This window comes from Yersinia fenwicki, assembly GCF_043099325.1.
Classification (GTDB): Bacteria; Pseudomonadota; Gammaproteobacteria; order Enterobacterales; family Enterobacteriaceae; genus Yersinia.
This window is the reverse complement of record NZ_CP170755.1, coordinates 4,388,161-4,414,323: the sequence shown is the minus strand read 5'-3', so window position 1 is coordinate 4,414,323 and position 26,163 is coordinate 4,388,161. Positions and strand designations below refer to the sequence as shown.

Sequence of the window (26,163 nt, the reverse complement as noted above, 5' to 3'; positions counted from 1 at the left end):
TAAGGTGATGGGGGAATGATGGGTAGATTTTGGCAGATTTTAATCGCTTTATTACTGGTGCCAACGTTGGCGCAGGCAGAAGAAGCAACGGTTGAGAAGATTCATGACGCACCGACAGTTCGTGGCAGCATTATTGCGGCAATGTTGCAAGATCACGATAATCCGTTCTTGCTTTATCCGTATGAAACCAACTACTTACTCTATACTTATACCAGCGATATCAATAAAGATGCGATAAGCTCTTATGATTGGGCGCAGAATGCCAATAAGGATGAAGTGAAATTCCAATTGAGCTTGGGCTTCCCTATCTGGCGCGGTATTGCGGGTGATAACTCGTTGCTGGGTGCTTCGTATACTCAACGTTCTTGGTGGCAAGCATCGAACAAAGATGAATCCTCACCCTTCCGTGAAACCAACTACGAACCACAACTATTCCTGGCTTGGGCTACCGATTATGAGCTGGCTGGCTGGACATTCCGCGAAGTAGAATTTGGTTATAATCACCAGTCTAACGGTAAAGCTGATCCTACCTCACGTAGCTGGGATCGCGTTTATACCCGCCTAATGGCTCAACGCGGCAACTTGGAAATCGACCTGAAGCCTTGGTATCGTATTCCTGAAAGCGACAGCAAAGATGACAACCCGGATATCAATAAATACATGGGTTATTATCGGTTGAAAGTAGGCTATGCCTTGGGTGAAAGTGTGTTCAGTCTGGATGGCCGTTATAACTGGAATACCGGTTATGGTGGTGCTGAAATGGGCTGGAGCTACCCAATCACCAAGCATGTTCGTTTCTATACCCAAGTGTTTAGTGGTTATGGTGAGTCAATGATTGACTATAACTTTAGGCAAACACGGGTGGGTGTGGGTATCATGTTGAATGATGTCCTTTAACGTCATCCGGCGTTAGAAAAGTTTCAGACACAGGCCGGTTAACCGGCCTGTGCAGATCTCATAGTTGGGGAATAGTGTGTCAACCGCAGCAGTGATAAATAGGGAGTTACTGGCAGAGCAGGTATTGCGAGATACTTTCGGCTACCAGCAATTCCGGCCCGGGCAACAAGAAATTATCAACGCCACTCTATCAGGGCAAGATTGTCTGGTAGTGATGCCAACGGGCGGTGGTAAATCCTTGTGTTATCAGATCCCGGCACTGGTGACGGATGGCTTAACGCTGGTAGTCTCCCCCTTAATTTCTCTGATGAAAGATCAGGTTGACCAACTGCTGGCCTATGGCGTGGGCGCGGGGTGCTTAAACTCATCACAAACACGCGAGCAGCAATTGGCGGTGATGGACGGCTGCCGTAGCGGTCAGATTAAGCTGCTGTATATCGCACCTGAACGGCTGGTGATGGAGAGCTTTCTTGATCAGCTACACCAGTGGCGTCCTGCTCTGTTGGCGGTGGATGAAGCACATTGTATCTCCCAATGGGGTCATGATTTCCGCCCAGAATACCGTGCCCTTGGTCAGTTAAAGCAGCGTTTCCCTAATTTACCGGTGATTGCACTGACTGCTACGGCTGATGAAGCCACGCGCGGTGATATCGTGCGGTTACTCAATCTGGATCAGCCATTAATTCAGGTCAGTAGTTTTGATCGCCCTAATATTCGCTATACCTTGGTTGAGAAGTTCAAACCGCTTGATCAACTGTGGCGTTTTGTTCAAGACCAGCGTGGCAAAAGTGGCATTATTTACTGCAATAGCCGGGCTAAGGTAGAAGACACCACCGCGCGCCTACAAAGCCGTGGCTTAAGTGTGGCGGCTTACCATGCCGGTCTGGACAATGAGCGCCGCGCACAGGTGCAGGAAGCTTTTCAGCGCGATGATTTGCAAGTGGTGGTCGCCACCGTGGCTTTCGGTATGGGGATTAACAAACCTAACGTTCGTTTTGTGGTGCATTTTGATATTCCGCGCACTATCGAATCTTACTATCAGGAAACGGGTCGTGCTGGGCGTGATGGTTTGCCCGCCGAGGCGATGTTGCTGTATGACCCGGCTGATATGGCGTGGTTGCGGCGTTGTCTGGAAGAGAAACCGGCGGGTGCGCAACAAGATATTGAGCGGCATAAACTCAATGCGATGGGGGCTTTTGCTGAAGCGCAAACCTGTCGCCGATTAGTCTTGCTGAACTATTTTGGTGAAGGCAAACAGCAGTCATGTGGTAACTGTGATATCTGTCTCGACCCACCTAAGCGCTACGATGGGCTGGCCGATGCGCAAAAAGCGCTGTCATGTGTGTATCGGGTTGGACAGCGATTTGGTTTGGGGTATATCGTCGAGGTGTTGCGCGGGGCCAATAACCAGCGTATTCGTGAGTCTGGTCATGACAAACTGTCAGTGTATGGCATTGGTCGTGAACAGAGCCATGAGCATTGGGTCAGTGTCCTACGCCAACTGATTCATCTCGGATTACTGAGCCAGAATATTGCCATGTTCTCCGCCTTGCAGTTGACCGAGGCTGCACGCCCGGTGTTACGTGCCGAATTGCCACTACAACTGGCAGTGCCGCGAATCCAAAGTTTGAAAGTGCGCAGCAGCGCGAATCAAAAATCCTATGGCGGCAATTACGATCGCAAGCTGTTCGCCAAATTGCGCAAATTACGTAAATCTATCGCCGACGAAGGTAATATTCCGCCTTATGTGGTGTTTAACGATGCCACCTTGCTGGAGATGGCGGAGCAGATGCCAATTACTGCCAGTGAACTGTTGAGTGTCAATGGCGTCGGGCAACGTAAGCTGGAGCGCTTTGGCGCGCCGTTTATGGCGATGATCCGCGACCATGTAGATAACAACGACGATTAATACGCCCTTTATTTATTAAAGACTTATTTATTGAAGAGAATTGCCTCATGCTAATGCTATTTCTGACCGTCGCGCTGGTGCACTTGGTTGCTTTGATGAGCCCAGGGCCTGATTTCTTTTTTGTGTCGCAAACCGCGGCCAGCCGCTCACGCCGTGAAGCGATGATGGGAGTGACCGGTATTTCTTTGGGGATCGTCGTCTGGGCTGGCGTCGCTCTGATGGGGCTAAATCTCATCTTGCAGAAAATGGCGTGGTTGCATCAGATTATTATGGTCGGCGGTGGGTTATACCTGTGCTGGATGGGTTGGCAATTGCTGAAATCGGCCCGTTCCAAACGAGATACTTCAGAGGCTGAGGTACAAGTCGCGCTTCCTGCGCGTGGCCGGACTTTCTTGCGTGGCTTTCTAACTAATTTATCAAACCCCAAAGCGGTTATTTATTTTGGCAGCGTATTTTCATTGTTTGTTGGTGATAATGTGACTGCTGGTGCGCGCTGGGGATTGTTTGTGCTGATTGTGGCGGAAACTTTTGTATGGTTTAGCATTGTGGCCTGTGTCTTTGCTTTGCCGGTGATGCGCCGTGGTTATCAACGATTATCAAAATGGATTGATGGGCTGGCCGGGGTACTCTTCGCTGGTTTTGGTATCCATCTGATTTTGTCTCGCTAACGAGTTCCCCAACCGGTGAGTTACCCGGTCGGGGCATATCAATGTGTTTTATACTTTGCGCGCGGTGGCCAATAATGCGCCTACCAGCATGAATAAACCGCCAAATATCCGATTCAATAATTTCATTTGCTGTGGTGATTTAATCCAGCCAGCAATTCGTGTGGCAAGAGTCGCGTAACCAATCATCACGATAATATCGACTATCACACTGGTGCTGCCGAGAATCAGATATTGCGCCACCTGCGGTTGGTGCGGTAGAACAAATTGTGGGAACAATGCGGCCAGGAAAACAATGCTTTTCGGATTGGTCAGATTAACAAATACCGCGCGTTTAAACAGTTTTCGCCGTGGCATACTGTTGGCTAACGCATGCAGATCCAGCGCACCGGCCGCACGCCATTGTTGAATACCAAGCCAGATTAAATAAGCCGCCCCGAGCCATTTTAATAGTTCAAATGCCAGTAGCGATTGTGAAATCAGTGCGCCCAGGCCGACACCGACCAGTACAATGTGCACGGCCAGCCCTAATTGTAATCCACAAATGGAGGCAATCACCCCGCGCGTACCGTGGCTGATGGCTGTGCTCATAGTATTAATCGCACCCGAACCGGGGGACAAACTGAGGATAAGTGTCGTCAGCAGATAAGTTAACCACCAGTTTAAAGTCATCGGCAAAATTCCCTGAATGTGTAAATTTATGCCACAATACTCCATTGATAATAGTTGTGCTACGGCTCACAGAATACCGAGTAATTCAGGCCAGAAGCTGCAATCAGCTCCATTTTATAACACCATGATTTACAACGTCATGATTTATAAGCTCATGATTTACAATTTACGTTATATCGAGCCACGCTATGCCGTTAGATAATCATATGAATAACTGGTTGACCCGAGAAGAGCAGTTTGCTGCTTTTGTTAACGGCCCATTGTTAGATTTCTGGCAGCAGCGGGATGAAGATGAGTTTATGGGGGTTGATAATATCCCCATTCGCTATGTCCGTTTTTGTTCACCGCAACATACCCGCGTGGTGGTGGTAGTGCCAGGCCGCATTGAAAGTTACGTTAAATATCCCGAAGTGGCTTATGATCTATTCCAGCAAGGCTATGATGTTATCGTATTGGATCATCGTGGGCAGGGCCGATCAGGGCGAATACTTGACGATCGTAACCGCGGACATGTGATCAAGTTTGATGATTACATTGAAGATTTTTCTCAACTGGTGCAGCGCGAGATAACCGGAAGTCATTATCAGCAGCGTTTTGCATTGGCCCACTCTATGGGGGGGGCGATTCTGACCCGTTATCTGGCGAGAGAACCAACAGTGTTTGATGCTGTAGCGCTCTGTGCGCCGATGTTTGGCATCCATTTGCCGATGCCGGGCTGGTTGGCTCACCGGATTGTCGATTGGACTGAGAAACATCAAAAGCTGCGGGATTACTATGCAATAGGTACCGGGCAGTGGCGGCCATTACCCTATGTGGTCAATATGCTGACTCACAGCCGCGAGCGCTATCGCCGCTACTTGCGTCAATATGCTGACAGTCCAGAAATCCGCGTCGGCGGGCCAACCTATCATTGGGTTCGTGAAAGCTTGCTGGTGGGGGAGCAAATTATTGCTCAAGCAGACAAAATTACTACACCGGTTCTGTTGCTACAGGCCAGTGAGGATCGGGTAGTACATAACCCGGCCCATAATGCATTTACTCAGGCAATGACTCTGGCGGGGCACCCTTGCGAAGGGGGGCAGCCTAAGTTAATTAAAGGCGCACGCCATGAGATCCTGTTCGAACGGGACACCCTGCGTGCCGAGGCGTTAAGCGCCATATTGCGCTTTTTTGCGCAACATCAATCATCAGTCGGCCCTCAAGACTCCGACTCCACCAGAGGTTAGAACATACCGCTATGTATCATGTTGTTGCTTCCGATTTAGATGGCACCCTGTTGTCACCTGACCACATACTGACGCCTTATACCAAAGAGACACTTAAGTTGCTGACGCAGCGTGATGTGCACTTTGTGTTTGCGACTGGCCGCCACCATATTGATGTGGCGCAAATCCGCGACAATCTGGAGATCAGTGCCTTTATGATAACCTCCAATGGCGCGCGCGTGCACAATACGGCAGGGGAGCTGATTTTCAGCCATAATCTCGATGAGGACATCGCCCGTGACTTGTATAATATTGAACACCACAATCCAGATATTCTGACCAACGTCTATTTGAATGACGAATGGTACATGAACCGCGAAAGCCCGGCACAGGAAGAGTTCTTCCAAGAGTCGGTGTTCAAATATCAAGTGTTCGAACCGGCTTTATTGCCGACCGACGGGGTATGTAAGGTCTACTTTACCTGCGAGGATCACGATAAGTTATTGATTTTGGAAGAAGCCATCAACGCACGTTGGGGCGATAGGGTGAATGCCAGCTTCTCTTTCCCAACCTGTCTGGAAGTCATGGGTGGTGGTGTTTCCAAAGGCCACGCACTTGAGCAAGTCGCTAAAATCATTGGTTATTCATTGAAAGAATGTATCGCGTTTGGCGATGGAATGAATGATTTGGAAATGCTCTCTATGTCGGGTAAGGGCTGCATTATGCGCGATGCTCATCAGCGCCTAAAAGATATGTTGCCTAATCTGGAAGTGATTGGCTCTAATGCCGATGACGCAGTGCCGCATTATTTGCGAAAGATGTTCTTAGGGTCTGATAAGTAACAGGAAATTATTGGCAAAGGGCTGATAGATCAGTGAGTGAAGGGGTTACCGTACCTAGGGGCACTCCGGTGGCTTACGCCACGACGATCCCAACGGCACGATTCCCCTTCATTTAACTTTATAATCAATCTGAGGGGGGTGATAACCCTTATCGTCCCCCCTTTTTGATTTCAGTTTTTAACCTCTGATTTTTAACTGATGGCAGCTACCTTATTGGTGTTGTCCCTGTTTTTGCAGGAATTGCACACCCTTATCTGGGAAATCGGTAAATACCCCGTCAACCCCGGCCTGATTGTAGATAATATCAAACAGCTGGTTCACGTCAGTGGCGTATTTAGGCAACTTATCAGCACGGATGGTGTAAGGGTGAACCATCATATTGTTGGCATGGGCATCTTTCACCATACCGGTCAGCTTGATGTTATTTGGCGTAGAAGTTTCAACCACCAACATGTGATAGTCAGGGCCGATACCGTCGGCATATTGCGCGACTTGCTTCATTGCTCCCGGCTTGAACATCCAGTCATAGCTGTAATTAACCCACTTGCCATCAGGTTTCTGTTCGTAGGTCTCATTCCAGTCAGTATAAGCCACCAGTTGAACCAGTTTCAGGTCCATGCCCATCTTCGGTTCTAGCTCATTCTTGATGCGTTTTAATTCGTTGGCATCAAAGCATTGCAGATAGACTTTATCGGCTTTGGTGGTGTAACCATACTGCTTCAACACTTCCAACACCTTGGTGGAAATGTCTTTCCCTTCCTGTTTATGGAACCACGGTGCCTTGATTTCAGGATAGATGCCGATGTTCTTGCCGGTCGAATGATTCAGCCCCTGAACAAATTCAATCTCTTCCTGGAAAGTATGCACACGGAAGTCAGACTTGCCCATCGGGAAGCGGCCCGGATAGCTCTGTACTTTTTTACCCTCTTTATCAATATCAAAGCCTTCGGTAAATTTCAGTGACTTGATTTCCGGTAGCGTGAAGTCAATGGCGTAATAGCGGCCATCTTTACGTGCCCGATCAGGGAAGCGCTCAGCGACATCGGTCACGCGATCCAGATAATGGTCGTGGAGAACCACCAACTCATTATCTTTAGTCATCACCAAGTCTTGTTCAAGATAATCAGCACCTTGTGCATACGCCATGGCTTTGGCTGGCAGTGAGTGCTCAGGCAAGTAGCCACTGGCACCACGGTGTGCGATAACCACTTTATCGGCTGATTTATCTTTGGCTCCGGGTTCTGCTGCATGCGCCATACCGGCGACTGAGGATGCCAGAATCATACTTGCTACCAGGGTTTTGATATGGGTTTTCATTGATATTGCTCCATTTATACCCGTCATCTTTCAAGCCGCAGATGTGTTGGCTACGCTCGTTAACCCGAATCACTGACTGGTGTCAGCTCATCGGGATTATCTTGCTTGCCGCCTTCCTGCAACTTGAAATCTATTGGGTATATTAGGGTAGGGGTAAAAAAGGCTGTGTCGCTATTAATCCATAGATAACGGCACAGCCTGTAAGCGACTTAATTATTAGGATACAAATTTATTGATCCTATTTTTTATCCATCTCGGCCTGTCTTGCCAGTTCTTCATGATGTTTTTTCTCACTGAACATCACCACGATCAATAACAGAACCGCCAGGATGCTACCGCCAATCATGACCATAAAGCCGCCGTCCCAACCGAAGTAGTCAACGGTGTAACCGACGATGGCACTGGCCGCGACCGAACCGCCCAGATAGCCGAACAAGCCGGTGAAGCCTGCTGCGGTACCTGCTGCTTTTTTCGGTGCTAATTCAAGGGCATGCAAACCAATTAACATCACCGGACCGTAAATCAGGAAGCCGATGGTGATCATACAGGCCATATCGATGCCAGGGTTACCCACTGGGTTTAGCCAGTAAATGATGGTTGCAATCGTCACCAGAGTCATAAAGAACACGCCGGTAGCACCACGGTTACCTTTAAACACTTTGTCGGACATCCAACCACACAGCAGCGTCCCTGGAATACCAGCGTATTCATACAGGAAATAAGCCCAAGAGGATTTATCTAGCGCGAAGTGTTTTACTTCTTTTAGGTAGGTTGGTGACCAGTCGAGGATGCCGTAACGCAGCAAATAAACAAAAACGTTAGCAATCGCGATATACCATAACAGCTTGTTTGGCAAAATGTATTGCATGAAGATTTGCTTCGCTGTCAGCTCTTCTTCCGCTTCTTCGCTATAGTCATCCGGATAGTCGTTTTTGTACTCTTCAATCGGAGGTAAGCCCACAGATTGTGGCGTGTCACGCATTAAACCAAAGACAATCAATGCCACCAAAATGGCACCGAACGCTGGCATATAGAGCGCGGCTTTCCAGTCGTTAAACCATGCCATACCCAGCAGGAACAGCAATGGCGGCAAGCCACCACCCACGTTATGGGCACAGTTCCAGACAGAAACGATACTGCCGCGTTCTTTTTTTGACCACCAGTGCACCATGGTACGGCCACATGGCGGCCACCCCATGCCCTGGAACCAGCCGCATAAGAACAACAGCACGAACATGACTGCGATACTGGATGTCGCCCAAGGCACAAAGCCCATAAACAGCATCACGGCAGCGGCGAGAATCAAACCGGCAGAAAGGAACACCCGTGGGTTAGACCGGTCAGAAACCGAACCCATGATGAATTTTGAGAAGCCGTAAGCAATAGAAATACCGGATAACGCGAAGCCCAGATCCCCACGCGAGAATCCTTGTTCGATCAAATACGGCATGGCCAGAGTAAAGTTTTTACGCACCAGATAGTAGGCTGCGTAACCGAAAAATATGCCCATGAAGATTTGCCAGCGTAAGCGGCGGTAAGTGGGGTCGACCTGGTCTGTGGGAAGCCGTGCCACATGTGGCGCGGGCTTAAAAATACTCAACATGAGTGCCTCCGATGGCTTTTTGTTGTTTTTGACTCCGGTATAGCCTGATATCTATCCGTTTGTTAAGGGCTTCCGGTAGTTAAACGGTGAAGCTAGAGTCGTTTATGTTCCATAACGAGCACCATGCTAGATAAATTCGCAAAAATTATCTGTGAGTAATGGCGCATTTGTTACAGTTATATGAAAGCGGCGGCAATTTTGAGCGATTGGTTAACATTTTGAAACTGGTAATGACAAATTACCTGTGACTTTGATCACAATCATGGTTTTTAAACACCATATTGTTTTCGTTTTTCGTTCGTTTTTGTTCCTTATCAAACAATAACCATAAAGACTGTGGCTCAATAGATTCATAATTAGCCGCCAGGCGGCTGTCTGATAATGTGGGGTCTTTCATGACGAACAGTTCTCCTTACACAGAAACGGATGTCATCATCATTGGCGGTGGTGCGACCGGTGCCGGGATTGCCCGAGACTGCGCCCGGCGGGGTTTGGCTTGTACTCTCCTGGAGAGGCATGACATCGCTACCGGTGCTACAGGCCGCAATCATGGCTTATTACACAGTGGCGCGCGTTATGCTGTGACTGACGGTGAGTCCGCACGTGAATGTATTGAAGAAAACCGGATTCTGAAACGCATTGCCCGCCATTGTATTGAGCAAACTGATGGCTTATTTATCACCTTGCCGGAAGACTCCCTGGACTATCAGGAACAATTTATTGCTCGCTGTCAGGAGGCGGGGATCGAGGCTGAAGCCATTGATCCCAAACAAGCATTACGGCTCGAACCAGCCGCTAACCCGGCGCTGATTGCGGCCGTGCGGGTACCTGATGGCACTGTTGACCCCTTCCGTTTAACCGCCGGCAATATGTTGGATGCCCGTGAGCACGGTGCCAATGTACTGACTTATCACGAAGTTATCGGCTTATTGCGCCACGGTGACCGGGTAACTGGCGTGCGCGTTTTCGATCATAAAAATCAGCGTCAGTATGATATTCATGCGCAAATTGTCGTGAATGCGGCGGGGATTTGGGGTCAGCACATTGCTGAATACGCCGATCTTCGTATTCGTATGTTCCCTGCCAAAGGTGCGCTGTTGATCCTGGGACATCGGATCAACAACATGGTGATCAATCGCTGCCGTAAACCCGCAGATGCTGACATTCTGGTGCCGGGCGATACCATTTCACTGATTGGCACCACCTCCACTCATATTGAATACGACCAGATAGACAATATGGTCGTAACTGCACAAGAGGTGGATACCTTAATTCGCGAAGGCTCCAAACTGTCGCCGCAACTGGCGCAAACGCGCATTTTGCGTGCTTACGCCGGGGTTCGACCGCTGGTTGCCAGTGATGATGATCCTTCAGGACGCAATGTGAGTCGCGGCATTGTCTTACTCGATCACGCCAGCCGCGATGGGCTGGAAGGCTTTATCACCATCACTGGCGGCAAGTTGATGACCTACCGGCTGATGGCAGAATGGGCAACAGATAAAGTGTGTGAAAAGCTCGGCGTGACAGCGGCTTGCACTACGGCCCAAGAGCCACTTCCTGGTTCACAGCAATCAGCGGAGCAAACGCTCAGCAAAGTGATTTCTTTACCTGCCAGTATCCGTGGCTCGGCCGTTTATCGTCATGGTGACCGTGCGACACAGTTATTGGCTGGGAACCGTCTGGACAACAGTTTGGTGTGTGAATGTGAAGCGGTAACTGCTGGCGAAGTGCGCTATGCCATTGAATCATTGTCTGTTAATAACCTGCTGGATTTACGTCGTCGCACCCGGGTTGGCATGGGAACTTGTCAGGGCGAGCTTTGTGCTTGCCGGGCTGCGGGTTTACTCAGCCGTTTTAAAGTGACCACACCGCAACAATCTCGTGAACAGCTTAGGCAGTTTTTGAATGAGCGCTGGAAAGGTGTGCGCCCGATAGCATGGGGCGACGCCTTGCGGGAAAGCGAGTTTACTCATTGGGTTTATCAAGGGCTTTGTGGCTTGGATGAAAGCCCAAATACGGCCCATGTTCAGGAGAAACCAGATGAAATTTGATGTGATTATCATCGGTGGTGGATTAGCTGGGCTGGTGTGTGGTATCCGCCTCGCCGAACAAGGTAAATATTGCGCGATTGTCAGCGCCGGTCAAAATGCATTGCATTTCTCCTCTGGCTCTTTGGATCTATTGGCGAAATTACCTAATGGCCAAGCGGTCAGCCAGCCACTCTCAGCACTTGAAACGCTGGCGGAGTTAGCGCCGGAGCATCCTTACAGCAAAATGGGGCAAACAGGTCAGGTGGGTGAGTTGGCGCAACAAGCCGAGTCTCTGCTAAGCCGCTGCGGCCTGAATCTGATTGGCAGTGCGGCCAAGAATCACTTGCGTCTGACACCGCTGGGTAACTGTCGGCCCACATGGCTCAGCCCATCGGATATTCCAGTCGCGCCCTTAGAAGGCCCACTACCCTGGCAAAAAGTAGCGGTGATTGGTATTGAAGGATTCCTCGATTTTCAGCCGCAGATGGTCGCCAGTGCCTTACAGGAACAGGGCGTTGAAGTCACAGCGGATTATCTGCATTTACCGGCACTGGATCGTTTACGCGATAACCCGAGCGAATTCCGCGCGGTGAATATTGCGCGTGTATTGGACCTACCCGAAAACTTGCAACCGCTGGCTGATGAGCTGACTCGTTTGTCATCCAGCGCAGAAATGATTTTACTGCCAGCTTGCATCGGGCTGGATGAATCTGCGCCATTGGACGCACTACGCGCGGCCGTGGGTAAACCGATTAAATTGTTACCCACACTGCCGCCGTCATTGCTCGGTATGCGCTTACATCAAGCTCTACGCCACCGCTTCCAGCAATTAGGCGGCATTGTTATGCCGGGTGATGTGGTATTGCGTGCCGAACTGGTGGGGAATCGAATTACTGGGCTGTATAGCCGTAATCATGGTGATATTCCCTTGCGTGCGGCTCAGATGGTGCTGGCGAGTGGCAGTTTCTTCAGTAATGGGCTGGTAGCAACCTTTGAGCATGTCTATGAGCCAATACTGGATCTGGATATTTTATCACTACCCAACCGCGCAGATTGGAGCAACAGCAATATGTTTGCGCCGCAACCTTATCTGCAATTTGGCGTCAACACTGATAACCGGCTACGGGCGCTGCGCGGGGGAGTTCCACTGGATAACCTGCATGTTATTGGCGCGGTTCTCGGAGGATACGATCCGCTGCAACAGGGTTGTGGCGCAGGCGTTTCTCTCACCAGTGCTTTGTTTGTTGCAGAGCAGATTGTCAGCGCTATGGAGGTGACATTATGACGTGGTTACCACAGCACGAAGACACTCAGGATAAACATTTGGCGCGGGATAATAGTTTCGAAAGTTGTATCAAATGCACGGTATGTACCACTTATTGCCCGGTAGCGAAAGTTAATCCACTTTATCCGGGGCCAAAACAAGCTGGCCCTGATGGTGAGCGGCTGCGCCTAAAAGATCCGGCATTATATGATGACGCACTGAAGTATTGTACTAACTGTAAACGTTGCGAAGTGGCTTGCCCGTCAGATGTCAAAATTGGCGATATCATCCAGCGCGCGAAAGCCAGTTACAGCAGCAATAAGCCCAAGCTGCGCGATGCTATCCTCAGTCACACTGATATCATGGGGACTTTATCAACGCCATTTGCTCCGGTCATCAATGCGGTCACGGGGTTAAAACCGGTGCGGGTCTTGCTGGATAAAGCGCTGAAAATTGACCATCGACGCGAGTTACCAAAATACTCGTTTGGCACATTCCGCCGCTGGTATCGCAAACAAGCTGAGAAACAGCAGCAATATGCTGAGCAGGTGGCGTTTTTCCATGGTTGTTTTGTTAACTACAACCATCCGCAATTGGGCAAAGACTTAGTCAGTGTATTCAATGCGATGAATATCGGCGTTCAATTACTTAAACGCGAGAAATGCTGCGGTGTACCGCTGATTGTGAATGGATTTATCGAACAGGCGAAAAAACAGGCGCGAGTGAATTTGGAGTCCCTGACTGATGCTGTGATTGATCGAGATATTCCGGTGGTCGCCACCTCATCAAGCTGTACTTTTACATTGCGCGATGAGTATCCGCATTTGCTGGATGTCGATACCGCACCCGTTCGCGACAGAGTAGAACTGGCGACTCGCTACCTTTACCGATTATTGGATCAAGGGCGCGAATTACCGTTAAAACCGTTGCTCTCAAACCAAAACAAACCGCTGCGCATTGCCTATCACACACCTTGTCATATGGAAAAAATGGGCTGGACAGCTTATACCCTGGCGTTATTACAGCGCATTCCGGGTATTGAGCTGGTGGTATTGGATTCTCAATGTTGCGGGATTGCCGGAACATATGGTTTTAAATCAGAGAACTACGCGACATCACAAGGAATTGGGGCATCGTTATTCCAACAAATCGAAGAAAGCGGTGTTGATTTGGTGATTACCGACTGCGAAACCTGTAAATGGCAGATAGAAATGTCGACCAGCAAGAAGTGCGAGCATCCGATTACCTTATTAGCACAAGCACTAAATCCCCTTTGTCCTTGACGCCACAGGGGTGTTAGCTGCGCGTACTCACCCGAATCACTGACTGGTGTCAGCTCATCGGGATTAATGAGCCTCATCCTTGAGGCTCACCCTACGGGCTAGCATAAATGCTGTTCAAATCGGTTCCCGACCGATTTGTTGTTTGCTGGCTGCCTACCTGTGGTTCCAATGACCTTGTGGATTTTCTTTTGTCCTTGAAGGGGTTACCAATAACCTCCTTCAAGGAATTCTATTTCAGCTTCAAGGTACTGATAATAGATTCAGCTTCTGTTTGTGCTTGCTGCTGATTGTCGGCTGGCAGAGTAATTTGTATTGTCATCAGATGGTTATCAACATGCCCCATCAACACGGATGAATAGGCTTTCTGACCACCGCTGGTAATAATACTATCCAATTGCTGGAAAGGATGCCCATCGACCTTAATCGCTTTATTTGTTACGACTTGTAGATTGGCATCGCGGGCACGCTGTTGCTCGGCCAGGCGATCAGTCAACACATTCAAAGCTTCATTAGTATCATCACCTAAAATCACGATAACCGCTTTATCGCCAGTTTTGTTGGCGTAAACGTGCATGTTGTTAGCCTGACTACCCATTTTCCCGCTTTGGTCAGATAAATCCGCTGGCAAACTGAATGCGACTTTACCTTCTAACAAGCTGACTGGTTGGCCCACATTGTTATCGCTGCCGCTATCGCAGGCACTTAATCCTACAACCAGCAGGCCAACAGCAAGAAACTTGGTTATTTTATGCATGGGAATCCCTTATCAATGATGAATAGCATTATCGCACCTTATTCAGACGCTAAAAGCAATCTATTGTTCAGCGGTGTTCGTCTGCATTAGCGTTTGCTGCTCGGTCTTCCGGGCAAAGTATTTCAGCAATACATTGAGCATAACACCATAAGCAGGTAAGAAAAATAACATGCAAATCAGTAGCTTAAAGCTATAATCTACCAAGGCGATTTCCACCCAGTTTGCTGCCATGAAAGGATCAGAACTGCGATAGAAAGCAATAAAGAAGAACGCCATAGTGTCGCTGATATTGCCAAAAAACATGGCAGCGGTTGGAGCAACCCACCATGCACTGCGCTGACGAAGGCGGTTAAAGACTTGAACATCAAGAATTTGACCAAGTACATAGGCCATAAAGCTGGCAGCGGCGATGCGCGCAACAAACAGATTAAAGCTACTCAATGCCGGGAATCCTTGCCAACTTCCCTGATAGAACAGGGCTGAAATCAGATACGAAATAAGCAAAGCAGGCACCATGACGGAAAGAATAATCCGGCGCGCCAGAGGAGCACCAAAAATCCGCACGGTCAGGTCGGTAGCTAAAAAGATAAATGGAAAGGTAAAAGCCCCCCATGTAGTGTGAAAACCGAAGATAGATATCGGTAATTGCACCAGATAGTTGCTGGAGGTGATGATGACAATATGGAATAGCGACAGCCATACCAAAGCGGTCATCCGCTGTTGGGCAGTAAACGAAAACATAAATGTGACCTTTTTGGTTATTGGGGTGAGGGAACCCAAACATAATGTGTCGCGATTTCTGCGACGCGCGGCATAATACGCGTTTGCGCAACGAATGCAATGGTTAATTTTAGCGCAAACGATGGCCTTTTCACGAAAGCGATTGTGCCACTTGCACCTAAAAACCGGCGGAGTAAACTATCTCGCTTCGTAAGCCTGCTTACATTTTTGCTATTAGCCTGTTGACTGACACACAAGAGAACCGCAATGACCGATATTTTTGCCAATCCGGATAAAACACTTGATGCACTGGGTTTGCGCTGCCCCGAGCCAGTGATGATGGTGCGTAAAACCGTCCGGCATATGGAGGACGGTCAAACTCTGCTTATTATTGCTGACGATCCCGCCACAACCCGTGACATTCCCGGTTTTTGCCGCTTTATGGACCATCAGTTGCTGGCACAAGATACCGGGCAGACGCCTTATCGCTATCTGGTCAAAAAAGGGGCAAAGGCGGAGTAAAAAGCCGCTTCGCCCTTGTCGTCAAATATCCCGCTTGCGTAATAATCTCAGCGCGTTTGCTGTTACCAAGGCGGTTGCGCCGGAGTCGGCTAATACGGCTAGCCATAAACCTGTCAAACCCAGCAATGTGGTCACCAGGAAAATACCTTTTAGCCCTAATGCGATAGTAATGTTCTGGCGAATATTGGCGTTGGCAGCTCGTGATAACAAAATGATTTCCGCCAGCCCGGTCAGCCGATTATGAGTCAATGCCGCATCGGCTGTCTCCAGGGCCACATCAGTGCCGCTGCCCATCGCAATGCCTATGCTGGCCGCTTTCATGGCGGGAGCATCATTAATACCATCGCCAACCATCACTGTTGGGTGTGTTGCATTCAGTGCCATAACAGCCTGCACTTTATCTGCCGGTAATAATCCAGCGCGGTAATCAATTCCCAGTTCACCGGCAATGGCCGCCGCTGCACGAGGGTTATCACCGGTTAGCATCACACCTTGAATTCCCAACTTTTTCAGTGCATCAATGGCTTGTTTGGCATCGGTACGTAAAGTGTCTCGCAGCGCCACGGCACCCATAAATTTCTCATTTTCCAGCACGGCGACAGCTGTTTTTCCACTACTTTCCAGCTCATCGAACTGCGCGAGCCACTCGGTGGTTAATAACTCTGGCGATATTTTACTGGGTGCGCTGACACGAACTACCAACCCGTTAACTATGCCTTCAACGCCAATGCCAGCCAGCGCACGTCGTTCTTCGGCGAGTGGCAGCATCTGAGTATTCTGTTGCGCTCGCTGCATGATAGCGACAGCCAGAGGATGATGCGAACCTGCTTCGACTGCTGCGGCCAGTGACAACAGACGAGCTTCACTCTCACCGGAAACAGGTAGGATATCAGTGACTTGTGGCTTACCTTCAGTCAGCGTGCCAGTTTTATCAAAAGCGACAGTTTGAATTCGACCAAGCTGCTCAAGCGCCGCACCACCTTTAATCAACGCTCCGCGCCGCGTTGCCGCAGCCAGTGCTGAGGTGATGGCTGCTGGAGTAGAAATGACTAATGCACATGGGCAACCGATCAACAGTAATGTCAGGCCACGGTATATCCAGGTTTCCCAAGGCGCGGCGAAAGCCAAAGGCGGAACGAGTATTACCAATGCTGAGAGAAACATAATGGCAGGTGTATAGATACGGCTGAAACGGTCAATATAACGCTCAATAGGCGCACGGCGTTCTTCTGCTAATTCAATGAGTTGTAAAATACGGTCAATGGCATTATTACCCGGCTCAGAGATAACCCGCATTTCGGTCGCGCGATCGACTGACAAGCTTCCTGCAGCAACTTTTTCACCTTGCACGCGTTCAACCGGAACAGATTCGCCAGTGAGAGCACTTTCATCGAAACTGGCAAATGGAGTCATTAATTCCGCATCTGCGGGCAAACGGCCCCCAGGTGAGATTTCAATAGTATCGCCAGGGCGCAAGCTGGCAACCGGAACCCGCCTGCGCTCACCGTCCTTAAGTAGTAATGCTTCTTCAGGTACCAGTGCCATCAGGGCGCTCACGCCACGGCGCGCGCGGTTTGCTGCATAAGATTCGAGTAACTCGCCGACCATAAACAGCAGCAATACCATAGCCGCTTCAGCGGTTGCGCCAATAAACATCGCGCCAATAGCCGCGACGCTCATCAAGGTTTCAATCGCAAATGGTGTGCCGGAGCGAATAAGTTTCCAGGCTTTAGTGACAATCGGAATCAAGCCGACAATTGTGGTCACGGTAAAGGCTAATTCGCTCAGCTCTACGCTGAATAAAGAGATTCCCCAACTGAGGAGCATTAGCGTGGTTAATAATGCAATTGGTAGATATTCGCGAAAACGTGACTCTGACCCAGTGTTTTTGCCCGCGGTAGGGGTCTGAGTATCGACCAAATTGAACCCTGCCTGTATGACGGCCTGCTGAACTTGGGGGCGAATGTCTGAACGGGCATCGACTACCAGTTTTTCAGTAGCAAACAGAACTTTTACATTTTCAATTCCGACCAGGTTACTGACTGCATTTTCAATTTTACGTGCGCAGCTTGGGCAATCCATCCCTTTCACTTGCCAACTAAAACGCTGGCTACCCGCGGGTGTTGCGTTAGCTAGCCTGTCGCTTTCCTCATCGCCGTCATCGGTATGGCTACTCTGACTACAGCATCCTCCCTCTTGGTGTGAATGCTCACTCACTGAATTCGAGCTGTCATGACTAATATTGGCAGCGGGCTGGCTGCTGCAACCTGTTTGTTTTTTCGCATGTTCATGACCACAGCCACAGTGATTATGTGTATCTGTTGAGTGTCGATGTTCGGAATGTGAATGCATGGTACCTCCTGGACAGAATGTAAAAGGTATACAGGATTTTGCCGGTATGGATGCACTCTACACCTTGGAGTCAACTCCAGAGTCAAGAGAGTAAATGAGAATAATTACTAAACGGGGTTGATGCCAAAATAAAGGTATAACGGAAAGGAACGCATGCCGCGTTTGATATTCAGGCTCCATCCTTGGAACCCTATGGTTGCATTACTATTGCAAAAGATAACTTGGTTAAATAGCATTTAGAAAAAGAGAAATTATAAAATTATGTTGTGCAGCAATAGGTTAGTTACAAGTATAGCGACCTGACAATCAGGAAATGCCCGACAAAATAGCATCCAGCAACGATGGCATCTGAAGCTCGGAAAGAAAAACGATAGCGGTTTAGCAGCCAGATGGTGTGGGATACCAACAATAGCACCGTCCCGGTCAGCAATGAGAAGCTCATGTCCGTGCTGCGTGCAAAGTATTGTTCGCCTGCCATCCATACCATAAGCAATGTCATTCCGACGAAAGCAACGACAGGCCAGCGCATTTCATCCAGCCGAGTCCAGATAGTGGCTAACAGCAATGCGCCCACAATAATGAGAACCACGGGTAGCGGCCAGAATAGGGTGAATGTCATCTGGCTGGCAAAACTAATGGTATACAGTAAATGGGAGAGGAAGAATGCACCTAGAGCATAAAGTAAGCGCTCACTGGGTAGTAGCAATAAGGCGTCAGCAACCAACGTTGCCAATAGACCTAAAACAATCAGATAGCCCGCAGGGCCAAGAATAGGTGCTTGCCATGCAAGTAACAGCAACAGTAACAGAGTGACGGGTTTGAATACCCAGCGTTGCCAGCGTGGGCCTCGGTAAGTTGCATCAACAAACAACCAACCAGAAAAAAATACGGCAAGGAATGGCCAGCTCATTATTTATCCTTTTTTCTATACAGGTTTCAGTGAAAATACCTGTGTTGTAATGATAATCCGCAATGCCAACAACTCTGATAATACATTAATTAAGTGTAAGGGATGGAAGACAAGAGTGATAGCAACACTACAGTGAATTGCATGATTTGTGCCACTTAATGCGTAGTAGTGCGCATAATCAGGCTTAGTGGAGAGGTCGGCCAGGTGAACTCTTGGTCTTGTCCAGCCCACATGTTATGTTAACGCCGATTTCCGTTCGCTAAATCAAGGGATAGAGGCAATAGCACATGGCCAATGAACAATTGCTTTATCGCATTCAGTTTATAAATAACGGCAAGAATTATCAGCTCTATGTCCGAGAAGTCGGCCCAAGTACTTTGTTTGGGTTTATTGAAATTGCTGATTTTGTCTTTGATAGTCAATCGACCTTGCTGGTTGACCCCTCCACAGAAAAATTAAAGACGGAATTTTCCGGTGTCAACCGTAGCTATATCCCCCTTCATTCAGTGATTCGCATTGATGCAGTAACTGAAAAGGGCAGCGCCCGAATCTCAGAACTGGGCAGTAACGTGATGAGCTTCCCTTATCTACCGGGTAATAAACCTTAAATCCCTCTTCAGAGTGAGATTTAGTGGCAAGATTATGATGAATAAACCTCCATTATTATTTATTGCTGTGGTGGTACTGATTGTGGTGTTGGCAACACGTCAGTACTGGCAGAAGAAAAGACAAGACGCAGAAAATGACCGCTCACCTGTACGCAGTTTACAAGTTGAAGTCATCGATAAACGTGAAGTCTTAGCTCCCAATCGACGTTCACGGCAGCGAGAAGAGATTGTGGCGGAAGAAAAACGCTATGAAGTCTATTTTCAACCGTTGCTGAGCGGCATAGAAGTAAAAAAGAGCAATGAAATCAAAATAGTACTTCCACAGCAGGAATATAATCGTATCGAGCAAGGCGCAAAGGGTACTCTACGCCTTCAAGGGACTCGCTATATTAGCTTTACCCCAAATTCAGCCGCTAAATAAATAGTTTGTCGCCATAACAGAAATATATATAGCGACAGTGGGTATTATTTTTTAGGGAGTGGCGGTTGTTTCTTTTGCCAGGCCAACAGTTCGAAAACTCCGAAGACAAAAATTTTAAATTGTTGTAATCCACTGATTGGCTGGTCTTTGGGTTGGGTGGATTTAAGTAATATCAGTTGTAAGCCATGCATCAAGACCATGAAGATCATAGCGACATTAATAAAGTATCTCAAAGGCTTAGGGAACGGCTGGAATAGATTCAGCAGTAGGAAAAACCATACTCCTAACATCAATAATCGGCCAATATTAATCCACATGATGTTGCTCCTGTTCTTCAATTGATACCCGGTCTTGGGGAACATCTTTGTTACGAATATAGAGGCGGTAGGCAACCTGCCCGGCCATTTTCTCTCGATGTAACTGCCAACTAGCAGGGACATCAGCGGCGGCACTTTCGGCCTCTGCTTCAACATAAATCCAGGCATCAGCCGTCAACCAGTTGAATTTCTCTAATAAATTGACGGTTTCTGCCAGCAAACCTTTACGAAAAGGAGGGTCGAGGAAAACCAGATCAAAAGGCTGGCCTGGCTGGGCTAACCATTGTAAAGAGTTGGTATTGACCACTTGGCCATTGTCGGCACTCAATAATGTCAGGTTGCTGCTCAATTGCTTAGCGACATGCCTATCGGCTTCTAACAGGACAGTAAAGCCTGCATAGCGGGATAGTGCCTCCAGTCCTAAGGCACCGCTGCCCGCAAAACAATCCAGGCACCGGGCACCTTGAATCATGGGGGCGAGCCAGTTGAATAATGTTTCTCTGACACGGTCGGTGGTGGGGCGCAGCCCTGGACTAACTGGCACAGGTAATTTTCGCCCGCGCCATTTACCACCAATGATGCGGATTTGGCCCGCCGCCTGTTGTGACGCTTGTTTTACCGTTGTTATAGATCGGTTGGTTATAGGTCGCTTTGCCATAAATCACTTTGTTTGAAAGTTGGCCAGTATTGCAGCACTGAATATAAAAGTTAGCTCTTATTCTACCTATGTGTGCAGTGTGGGGGAAACGTTAAACCTTTGTTGATTGAATTCACAATAGAAAGCAGCATCGTGCGCGTGTTGCTGTTCAGGGGAAAGTGATAGACTTGCGAACTATTATCTTATTTATGCAAACCCAAAGTAATTAGAGTCCAAAAATGGCAAAAGAAAAAAAACGTGGATTTTTTTCCTGGCTGGGCTTAGGCCGCCAGAATGAAGAACACACCGCAGAGCCATTGGCTACTGAGAAAGAAGAAGCGGTTGAGCAAGTTGTTGAAAATCGGGCTACTGAAGAGAAGGCTCTCAGCGAAAAACAGGCTGAAATAGTATCTGCAAACACCTCTGTCGAGGCCCAAGTACGCGAGTCTGTGGTTGAACCCTCTACACTGGCTCCTGGTGAATGGGATAGTACTTCGATCAGTGAAGCCGCGGCTGAAACCTTGCCGGAAGTCGGGGAGGAACCGGCTGCGCAGACAGTTGAAGAGCCTATAAATTTCGCTGAAGATCCGCAGTATTTACAGCATCATTTCTCACAAAATCACAATGAGACAGATAATGTTGATTCATGGGATGAAGGCACCGTCAGTGCGCCAGAATTACCGTTAACGGAACACCATGTCGTCATTGATACATCAGCCCCGCAAGCGAGTGTGGAAGAGTCTCAGGCTGAGGTTATTGAAGAACCGGTTGTTCTTGAAGAAGAAACTGACGCTGAAGAGGAAGTCGTAGCGGTTGTGGCTCAAGAACAAGAGCGGCCAACCAAAGAAGGCTTTTTTGCCCGTTTAAAACGCAGCTTAATCAAAACCAAGCAGAATCTTGGCTCCGGTTTTATGGGGTTGTTCAGCGGTAAGAAAATCGACGATGATCTGTTTGAAGAACTGGAAGAACAGCTCCTGATCGCCGACGTTGGCGTCGAAACTACCCGCAAAATCATTACCTCTTTGACAGAGCATGCTAGCCGTAAGCAGCTAAAAGATGCCGAAGCTCTGTATGGCAAACTCAAAGAGGAAATGTCTGAAATTTTGTCCAAAGTAGACAAACCATTGGATGTTAGTGGTAAAAATCCGTTTGTCATCTTAATGGTTGGCGTCAATGGGGTGGGTAAAACAACCACCATCGGAAAGTTGGCTCGCCAATTCCAGGCTGAAGGGAAATCCGTCATGCTGGCTGCGGGTGATACTTTCCGGGCTGCGGCAGTAGAACAGCTACAAGTCTGGGGTGATCGCAACAAGATTGCTGTCGTCGCACAGCATACTGGTGCAGACTCTGCGTCAGTTATTTTCGATGCTATTCAGGCTGCTAAAGCACGTGGTATCGACGTATTGTTGGCTGATACTGCCGGGCGTTTGCAAAATAAAGCCCATTTGATGGAAGAGCTGAAGAAGATTGTCCGCGTGATGAAAAAGCTGGACGGCGATGCCCCTCATGAGGTTATGCTGACGTTGGATGCCAGTACCGGACAAAATGCGGTTAGTCAGGCAAAGCTGTTTAATGAAGCAGTGGGTCTGACCGGAATCACGCTGACTAAACTTGATGGTACCGCTAAGGGTGGGGTGATTTTTGCCATTGCAGATCAGTTCGGTATCCCAATCCGTTATATCGGTGTTGGGGAAGGTATAGAGGATTTACGGCCATTTAAGGCTGACGATTTTATTGAGGCTCTTTTTGCCCGAGAGGATTAATACGGATGATTCGCTTTGAACAGGTCAGTAAAGCTTATCTGGGCGGACGACAGGCGCTGCAAGGGGTAGATTTTCATCTGCGTCCGGCGGAAATGGCGTTTTTGACCGGCCATTCCGGTGCAGGGAAAAGTACTCTGCTGAAACTGATTTGTGGCATCGAGCGCCCCAGTGCTGGTCATATCTGGTTTGGTGGCCATGACATCAGCCGCCTGAAAAACCGCGAAGTGCCTTTTTTGCGCCGCCAGATCGGAATGATCTTCCAAGATCACCATTTGCTGTTGGACAGAACGGTATATGACAATGTCGCTATGCCATTGATTATTGCGGGTGCCAGTACCGAAGATATTCGTCGCAGGGTGTCAGCCGCGCTGGATAAAGTCGGATTATTGGATAAGGCAAAGAATTTCCCAATTCAACTTTCTGGTGGTGAGCAACAGCGTGTCGGTATTGCTCGCGCGGTGGTAAACAAGCCGGCGGTATTACTGGCAGATGAGCCAACTGGTAACCTGGATGATGCATTATCAGAAGGTATTTTGCGTCTGTTTGAAGAATTTAACCGTGTGGGCGTTACCGTATTGATGGCAACCCACGATACGTCGTTAATTGCCCGGCGTCGCTATCCGATTCTGACATTAAGTCAGGGGCGGATGTCAGGAGCGCATCATGGCGAATAATAGTGCGCAGAAAGCAAAAACTAAGGCACTGAAAGGCGGCTGGCGCGAGCAGTGGCGCTATTCGTGGGTCAATGCTATTGCCGATATGATGCGCCAACCATTGGCGACATTATTAACCGTGATGGTGATTGCCATCTCACTGACCCTGCCAAGCGTGTGTTATATCGTGTGGAAGAATGTCAGTCAGGCGGCGGATCAATGGTATCCAACCCCGCAATTGACAGTCTATCTGGATAAAGCGCTGGATGATAACGCGGCTGAAAATGTCGTGACTACGCTGAAAGCAGAAGCCGGTGTGGAGAAAGTTAATTATCTGTCGCGGGAAGAAGCGATGGGTGAGTTCCGTAACTGGTCTGGCTTTGGTGGTGCTCTGGATATGTTGGAGGAAAACCCGTTGCCGGCAGTAGCCATTATCACGCCTAAGCTGGATTTCCAAAGCTCTGGCACGCTTGATACTTTGCGTGATCGGGTCAGTAAGGTTGAAGGGGTCGCGGAAGTTCGTATGGATGACAGCTGGTTTGCTCGTTTAGCGGCATTAACCGGCTTGGTTGGACAAGTTGCGGCCATGATTGGTGTATTGATGGTGGTTGCCGTATTCCTGGTTATTGGTAACAGTGTACGTCTGAGTATCTTTAGCCGCCGCGATACAATCAATGTTATGAAGCTGATCGGCGCAACTGATGGGTTTATTCTGCGGCCATTCTTGAATGGTGGCGCGATGCTGGGCTTTGGTGGTGCGGTGCTATCACTGATACTCTCAGAAGCGCTGGTATGGAAGCTCGGCTCCGTCGTGACACAGGTAGCGACAGTATTTGGCACCAGCTTTACTCTACATGGTTTGAGTTGGGATGAGTGCCTATTGTTGGTGTTAATCTCGGCGATGATCGGTTGGATCGCCGCCTGGTTGGCAACGGTTCAACATTTACGCCGATTTACACCGCAATAAAAAATGTTTGTTATACTCTTTCTCTGCAGTGTTCATTTGAGGCAGGGAAAGGGGCGTTGTAGGCCGCTTGATCCCGTTAATCTGCCTGAAACGCATAATAGATAATCTGCTAAGATCAGCGGTAGAATATGTGATCCAGTTTGAACTTTTATGGCAATAATCGGTCTCACAACACAGTGAAATGATAAGGTGCCCAGCGCTTGAATCTGCTTAAGCAGATGATAAAATATCTGCGCTGAGAGAAATTTGCACTATTTAATATACTCAATAGATTTCAAGTTTCAGGAAGGCGGCAAGTAAGAGAATCGCGATGAGCTTACATCAGTAAGTGATTCGGGTGAACGCAAGCAGCCAACAAACCTGCAGTTTGAAATATGACGGGTATAAACATGCAATGAGAGGGTTTTGAATGACCAAAGAAATGCAAACTTTAGCCTTAGTACCCCAAGGTAGCCTGGAAGCCTATATTCGGGCGGCCAATGCCTATCCAATGCTGACAGCAGAGGAAGAGCGGGAACTGGCTGAACGGCTGCATTACCAGGGCGATCTGGAGGCGGCTAAACAGCTAATCCTGTCTCACCTGCGCTTTGTTGCTCATGTTGCCCGTAACTATTCCGGGTATGGTTTGCCACAGGCTGACCTTATTCAGGAAGGTAATATTGGCTTGATGAAAGCAGTTCGCCGTTTTAACCCTGAAGTCGGGGTGCGTCTGGTGTCCTTCGCGGTACACTGGATCAAAGCAGAAATTCATGAGTATGTTCTGCGTAACTGGCGGATTGTTAAAGTTGCGACCACTAAAGCTCAGCGTAAGTTATTCTTTAACCTGCGGAAAACTAAGCAGCGTCTGGGCTGGTTCAATCAGGATGAAGTCGAGCTGGTTGCCAAAGAACTGGGTGTGACCAGTAAAGATGTTCGCGAGATGGAGTCACGCATGTCTGCGCAAGACATGACTTTTGATCCAACTCCTGATGATGACGTACGTGATGGCCAATCTATGGCTCCTGTCCTGTATTTGCAGGATAAAACCTCAGACTTTGCCGATGGCATCGAAGAGGACAACTGGGATAACCATGCGGCAGACAAATTGACATATGCTCTTGAAGGACTGGACGAGCGGAGTCAGCATATTATTCGTGCTCGTTGGCTGGACGATGACAATAAGTCTACGTTGCAGGAGCTGGCTGATCAGTATGGCGTATCTGCTGAGCGTGTTCGTCAGCTTGAAAAGAATGCGATGAAAAAATTACGTATGGCGATTGAAGCCTAATACAGCGACATAACGCTGTGTGATACAAAGAAAGGGCGATACTTATATCGCCCTTTTGCTTTTCCAGCATTTACTGCAAAAAAACCTACCGTTGCCAGCCTTGTTTATTGCGGCTAAAACCACAGGCCAGCATAAAACCATCCATTGCTTCGTGGTTTGCGGCCATCACTTGCTTATCACTCAAATTCCACTGTTGAATGGTGGGTAACTGACGCAACGTTTCTTCAATAAGATAAAGCCCTACCCCTCGCCGGCGCGTCACTTCCCTGATACATAAATCCTCAAGCTTGGCCTGTTTGCCATCCACCATGACTTTCACTGCGCCGAGCAAACGCTCATTAAATCGCGCCGCGAAAAGTGGTTTGCCGTCATTAACCCATTGCAACCAAGTGGTTGGTGGCTGTTCGGGCCAAATTTTAGCTAAATCGATAAGATCCTGATGAGTAAGGTTTGTTAAACGTTCAATAGTCAGTTTCATCGTCAATTGACCATAAATATATAAGGGTTATAGGGCTGTGGTTTATTGTACTAGATCACAGGTCAGAGCGTTGTGTAAGTTTTTCTGTACGTTCATGGGGGAAAATG

At 48.5% G+C, this 26,163-nt stretch carries 26 protein-coding genes; 15 read left to right on the top strand and 11 right to left on the bottom strand.

Going from position 1 to position 26,163, the window contains the following annotated elements:
• Positions 1-18 precede the first annotated feature (18 nt).
• From pldA to rhtC, 3 genes are all read left to right on the top strand, one after another.
• Entirely contained in the window at positions 19-897 is an 879-nt protein-coding gene (gene pldA, locus ACF3VQ_RS20000) for a phospholipase A (RefSeq protein ID WP_026017922.1), read from the top strand.
• A gap of 76 nt (positions 898-973) precedes the next feature.
• Positions 974-2,806 (top strand): ATP-dependent DNA helicase RecQ, encoded by a 1,833-nt coding sequence (gene recQ, locus ACF3VQ_RS19995; protein WP_392432685.1) that lies wholly within the window; start codon positions 974-976, stop codon positions 2,804-2,806.
• Positions 2,807-2,853: 47 nt separating this feature from the next.
• On the top strand, positions 2,854-3,474 hold the full coding sequence (gene rhtC / locus ACF3VQ_RS19990) for a threonine export protein RhtC (RefSeq protein WP_077295559.1): 621 nt from the start codon (positions 2,854-2,856) through the stop codon (positions 3,472-3,474).
• 48 nt (positions 3,475-3,522) lie between these two features.
• Here the strand turns inward: rhtC and rhtB are convergent, their stop codons facing one another.
• A complete protein-coding gene (rhtB, locus tag ACF3VQ_RS19985) occupies positions 3,523-4,143 on the bottom strand; it encodes a homoserine/homoserine lactone efflux protein (RefSeq protein WP_392432684.1) in 621 nt (206 codons plus the stop codon).
• A 188-nt stretch (positions 4,144-4,331) separates the two neighbouring features.
• Here rhtB and pldB point away from each other — a divergent pair, with 188 nt between their 5' ends.
• Together pldB and yigL are read left to right on the top strand one after the other, a co-directional pair.
• Positions 4,332-5,369: a lysophospholipase L2 gene (pldB, locus tag ACF3VQ_RS19980; protein ID WP_392432683.1), complete on the top strand. Its 1,038-nt coding sequence runs from the start codon at positions 4,332-4,334 to the stop codon at positions 5,367-5,369.
• Positions 5,370-5,380: 11 nt separating this feature from the next.
• Positions 5,381-6,190, top strand: coding sequence for a sugar/pyridoxal phosphate phosphatase YigL (yigL, locus tag ACF3VQ_RS19975; protein WP_392432682.1), 810 nt, complete (start codon positions 5,381-5,383; stop codon positions 6,188-6,190).
• 210 nt (positions 6,191-6,400) lie between these two features.
• On the opposite strand, the gene glpQ is transcribed toward yigL, so the two are convergent.
• The 3 genes from glpQ to ACF3VQ_RS19960 form a co-directional block, all read right to left on the bottom strand.
• On the bottom strand, positions 6,401-7,507 hold the full coding sequence (glpQ, locus tag ACF3VQ_RS19970; protein WP_392432681.1) for a glycerophosphodiester phosphodiesterase: 1,107 nt from the start codon (positions 7,505-7,507) through the stop codon (positions 6,401-6,403).
• 238 nt (positions 7,508-7,745) lie between these two features.
• A complete protein-coding gene (gene glpT, locus ACF3VQ_RS19965; protein WP_046050022.1) occupies positions 7,746-9,110 on the bottom strand; it encodes a glycerol-3-phosphate transporter in 1,365 nt (454 codons plus the stop codon).
• Between the two features lie 238 nt (positions 9,111-9,348).
• Positions 9,349-9,507: a hypothetical protein gene (locus ACF3VQ_RS19960; protein ID WP_175576814.1), complete on the bottom strand. Its 159-nt coding sequence runs from the start codon at positions 9,505-9,507 to the stop codon at positions 9,349-9,351.
• Here ACF3VQ_RS19960 and glpA point away from each other — a divergent pair.
• The 3 genes from glpA to glpC are packed head-to-tail and all read left to right on the top strand — an operon-like array spanning position 9,506 to position 13,687.
• The gene (gene glpA, locus ACF3VQ_RS19955; RefSeq protein WP_392432680.1) at positions 9,506-11,161 is read left to right on the top strand and encodes an anaerobic glycerol-3-phosphate dehydrogenase subunit A; all 1,656 of its coding nucleotides are present in this window, start codon (positions 9,506-9,508) and stop codon (positions 11,159-11,161) included. The two genes, ACF3VQ_RS19960 and glpA, sit on opposite strands and share 2 nt — an antisense overlap.
• The gene (glpB, locus tag ACF3VQ_RS19950) at positions 11,151-12,425 is read left to right on the top strand and encodes a glycerol-3-phosphate dehydrogenase subunit GlpB (RefSeq protein ID WP_392432679.1); all 1,275 of its coding nucleotides are present in this window, start codon (positions 11,151-11,153) and stop codon (positions 12,423-12,425) included. Before glpA ends, glpB begins: the two co-directional genes overlap by 11 nt.
• Positions 12,422-13,687: an anaerobic glycerol-3-phosphate dehydrogenase subunit GlpC gene (gene glpC, locus ACF3VQ_RS19945; RefSeq protein ID WP_392432678.1), complete on the top strand. Its 1,266-nt coding sequence runs from the start codon at positions 12,422-12,424 to the stop codon at positions 13,685-13,687. The genes glpB and glpC overlap by 4 nt, the downstream gene beginning before the upstream one ends.
• A gap of 229 nt (positions 13,688-13,916) precedes the next feature.
• Here glpC and ACF3VQ_RS19940 read toward each other — a convergent pair whose 3' ends face one another.
• Both ACF3VQ_RS19940 and ACF3VQ_RS19935 read right to left on the bottom strand, forming a co-directional pair.
• Positions 13,917-14,441, bottom strand: a complete 525-nt coding sequence (locus tag ACF3VQ_RS19940; protein WP_392432677.1) for a DcrB family lipoprotein — start codon at positions 14,439-14,441, stop codon at positions 13,917-13,919.
• Between the two features lie 60 nt (positions 14,442-14,501).
• Positions 14,502-15,182, bottom strand: a complete 681-nt coding sequence (locus ACF3VQ_RS19935) for a 7-cyano-7-deazaguanine/7-aminomethyl-7-deazaguanine transporter (protein WP_392432676.1) — start codon at positions 15,180-15,182, stop codon at positions 14,502-14,504.
• Positions 15,183-15,428: 246 nt separating this feature from the next.
• On the opposite strand from ACF3VQ_RS19935, the gene tusA reads away from it, so the two are divergent.
• Positions 15,429-15,683 (top strand): sulfurtransferase TusA, encoded by a 255-nt coding sequence (tusA, locus tag ACF3VQ_RS19930; protein ID WP_005176396.1) that lies wholly within the window; start codon positions 15,429-15,431, stop codon positions 15,681-15,683.
• Between the two features lie 21 nt (positions 15,684-15,704).
• On the opposite strand, the gene ACF3VQ_RS19925 is transcribed toward tusA, so the two are convergent.
• Together ACF3VQ_RS19925 and ACF3VQ_RS19920 are read right to left on the bottom strand one after the other, a co-directional pair.
• The gene (locus ACF3VQ_RS19925; protein ID WP_392432675.1) at positions 15,705-18,035 is read right to left on the bottom strand and encodes a zinc/cadmium/mercury/lead-transporting ATPase; all 2,331 of its coding nucleotides are present in this window, start codon (positions 18,033-18,035) and stop codon (positions 15,705-15,707) included.
• Positions 18,036-18,318: 283 nt separating this feature from the next.
• Complete coding sequence (locus ACF3VQ_RS19920) at positions 18,319-18,945, bottom strand: lysoplasmalogenase (protein WP_392432674.1); 627 nt, start codon at positions 18,943-18,945, stop codon at positions 18,319-18,321.
• A gap of 287 nt (positions 18,946-19,232) precedes the next feature.
• Here ACF3VQ_RS19920 and ACF3VQ_RS19915 point away from each other — a divergent pair, with 287 nt between their 5' ends.
• Both ACF3VQ_RS19915 and ACF3VQ_RS19910 read left to right on the top strand, forming a co-directional pair.
• Positions 19,233-19,553 (top strand): DUF1820 family protein, encoded by a 321-nt coding sequence (locus tag ACF3VQ_RS19915; RefSeq protein ID WP_004710182.1) that lies wholly within the window; start codon positions 19,233-19,235, stop codon positions 19,551-19,553.
• Between the two features lie 37 nt (positions 19,554-19,590).
• Positions 19,591-19,974 carry a DUF2500 domain-containing protein gene (locus ACF3VQ_RS19910; protein WP_392435727.1) on the top strand — a complete coding sequence of 128 codons (384 nt, stop codon included), beginning with the start codon at positions 19,591-19,593 and terminating at the stop codon, positions 19,972-19,974.
• 44 nt (positions 19,975-20,018) lie between these two features.
• On the opposite strand, the gene ACF3VQ_RS19905 is transcribed toward ACF3VQ_RS19910, so the two are convergent.
• Positions 20,019-20,291, bottom strand: a complete 273-nt coding sequence (locus ACF3VQ_RS19905) for a DUF1145 family protein (protein WP_392432673.1) — start codon at positions 20,289-20,291, stop codon at positions 20,019-20,021.
• Entirely contained in the window at positions 20,281-20,949 is a 669-nt protein-coding gene (gene rsmD / locus ACF3VQ_RS19900) for a 16S rRNA (guanine(966)-N(2))-methyltransferase (RefSeq protein WP_392432672.1), read from the bottom strand. The genes ACF3VQ_RS19905 and rsmD overlap by 11 nt, the downstream gene beginning before the upstream one ends.
• A 218-nt stretch (positions 20,950-21,167) precedes the next feature.
• On the opposite strand from rsmD, the gene ftsY reads away from it, so the two are divergent.
• The 4 genes from ftsY to rpoH all read left to right on the top strand — a co-directional run bounded on the left by ftsY (position 21,168) and on the right by rpoH (position 25,578).
• Entirely contained in the window at positions 21,168-22,691 is a 1,524-nt protein-coding gene (gene ftsY, locus ACF3VQ_RS19895; protein WP_392432671.1) for a signal recognition particle-docking protein FtsY, read from the top strand.
• Between the two features lie 5 nt (positions 22,692-22,696).
• Positions 22,697-23,365: a cell division ATP-binding protein FtsE gene (gene ftsE / locus ACF3VQ_RS19890; protein WP_004391337.1), complete on the top strand. Its 669-nt coding sequence runs from the start codon at positions 22,697-22,699 to the stop codon at positions 23,363-23,365.
• Positions 23,355-24,311 carry a permease-like cell division protein FtsX gene (ftsX, locus tag ACF3VQ_RS19885; protein WP_077175518.1) on the top strand — a complete coding sequence of 319 codons (957 nt, stop codon included), beginning with the start codon at positions 23,355-23,357 and terminating at the stop codon, positions 24,309-24,311. The genes ftsE and ftsX overlap by 11 nt, the downstream gene beginning before the upstream one ends.
• Before the next feature lie 409 nt (positions 24,312-24,720).
• Positions 24,721-25,578: an RNA polymerase sigma factor RpoH gene (gene rpoH / locus ACF3VQ_RS19880; protein WP_392432670.1), complete on the top strand. Its 858-nt coding sequence runs from the start codon at positions 24,721-24,723 to the stop codon at positions 25,576-25,578.
• 85 nt (positions 25,579-25,663) lie between these two features.
• On the opposite strand, the gene panM is transcribed toward rpoH, so the two are convergent.
• The gene (gene panM, locus ACF3VQ_RS19875) at positions 25,664-26,056 is read right to left on the bottom strand and encodes an aspartate 1-decarboxylase autocleavage activator PanM (protein ID WP_392432669.1); all 393 of its coding nucleotides are present in this window, start codon (positions 26,054-26,056) and stop codon (positions 25,664-25,666) included.
• Between the last annotated feature and the right edge of the window lie 107 nt (positions 26,057-26,163).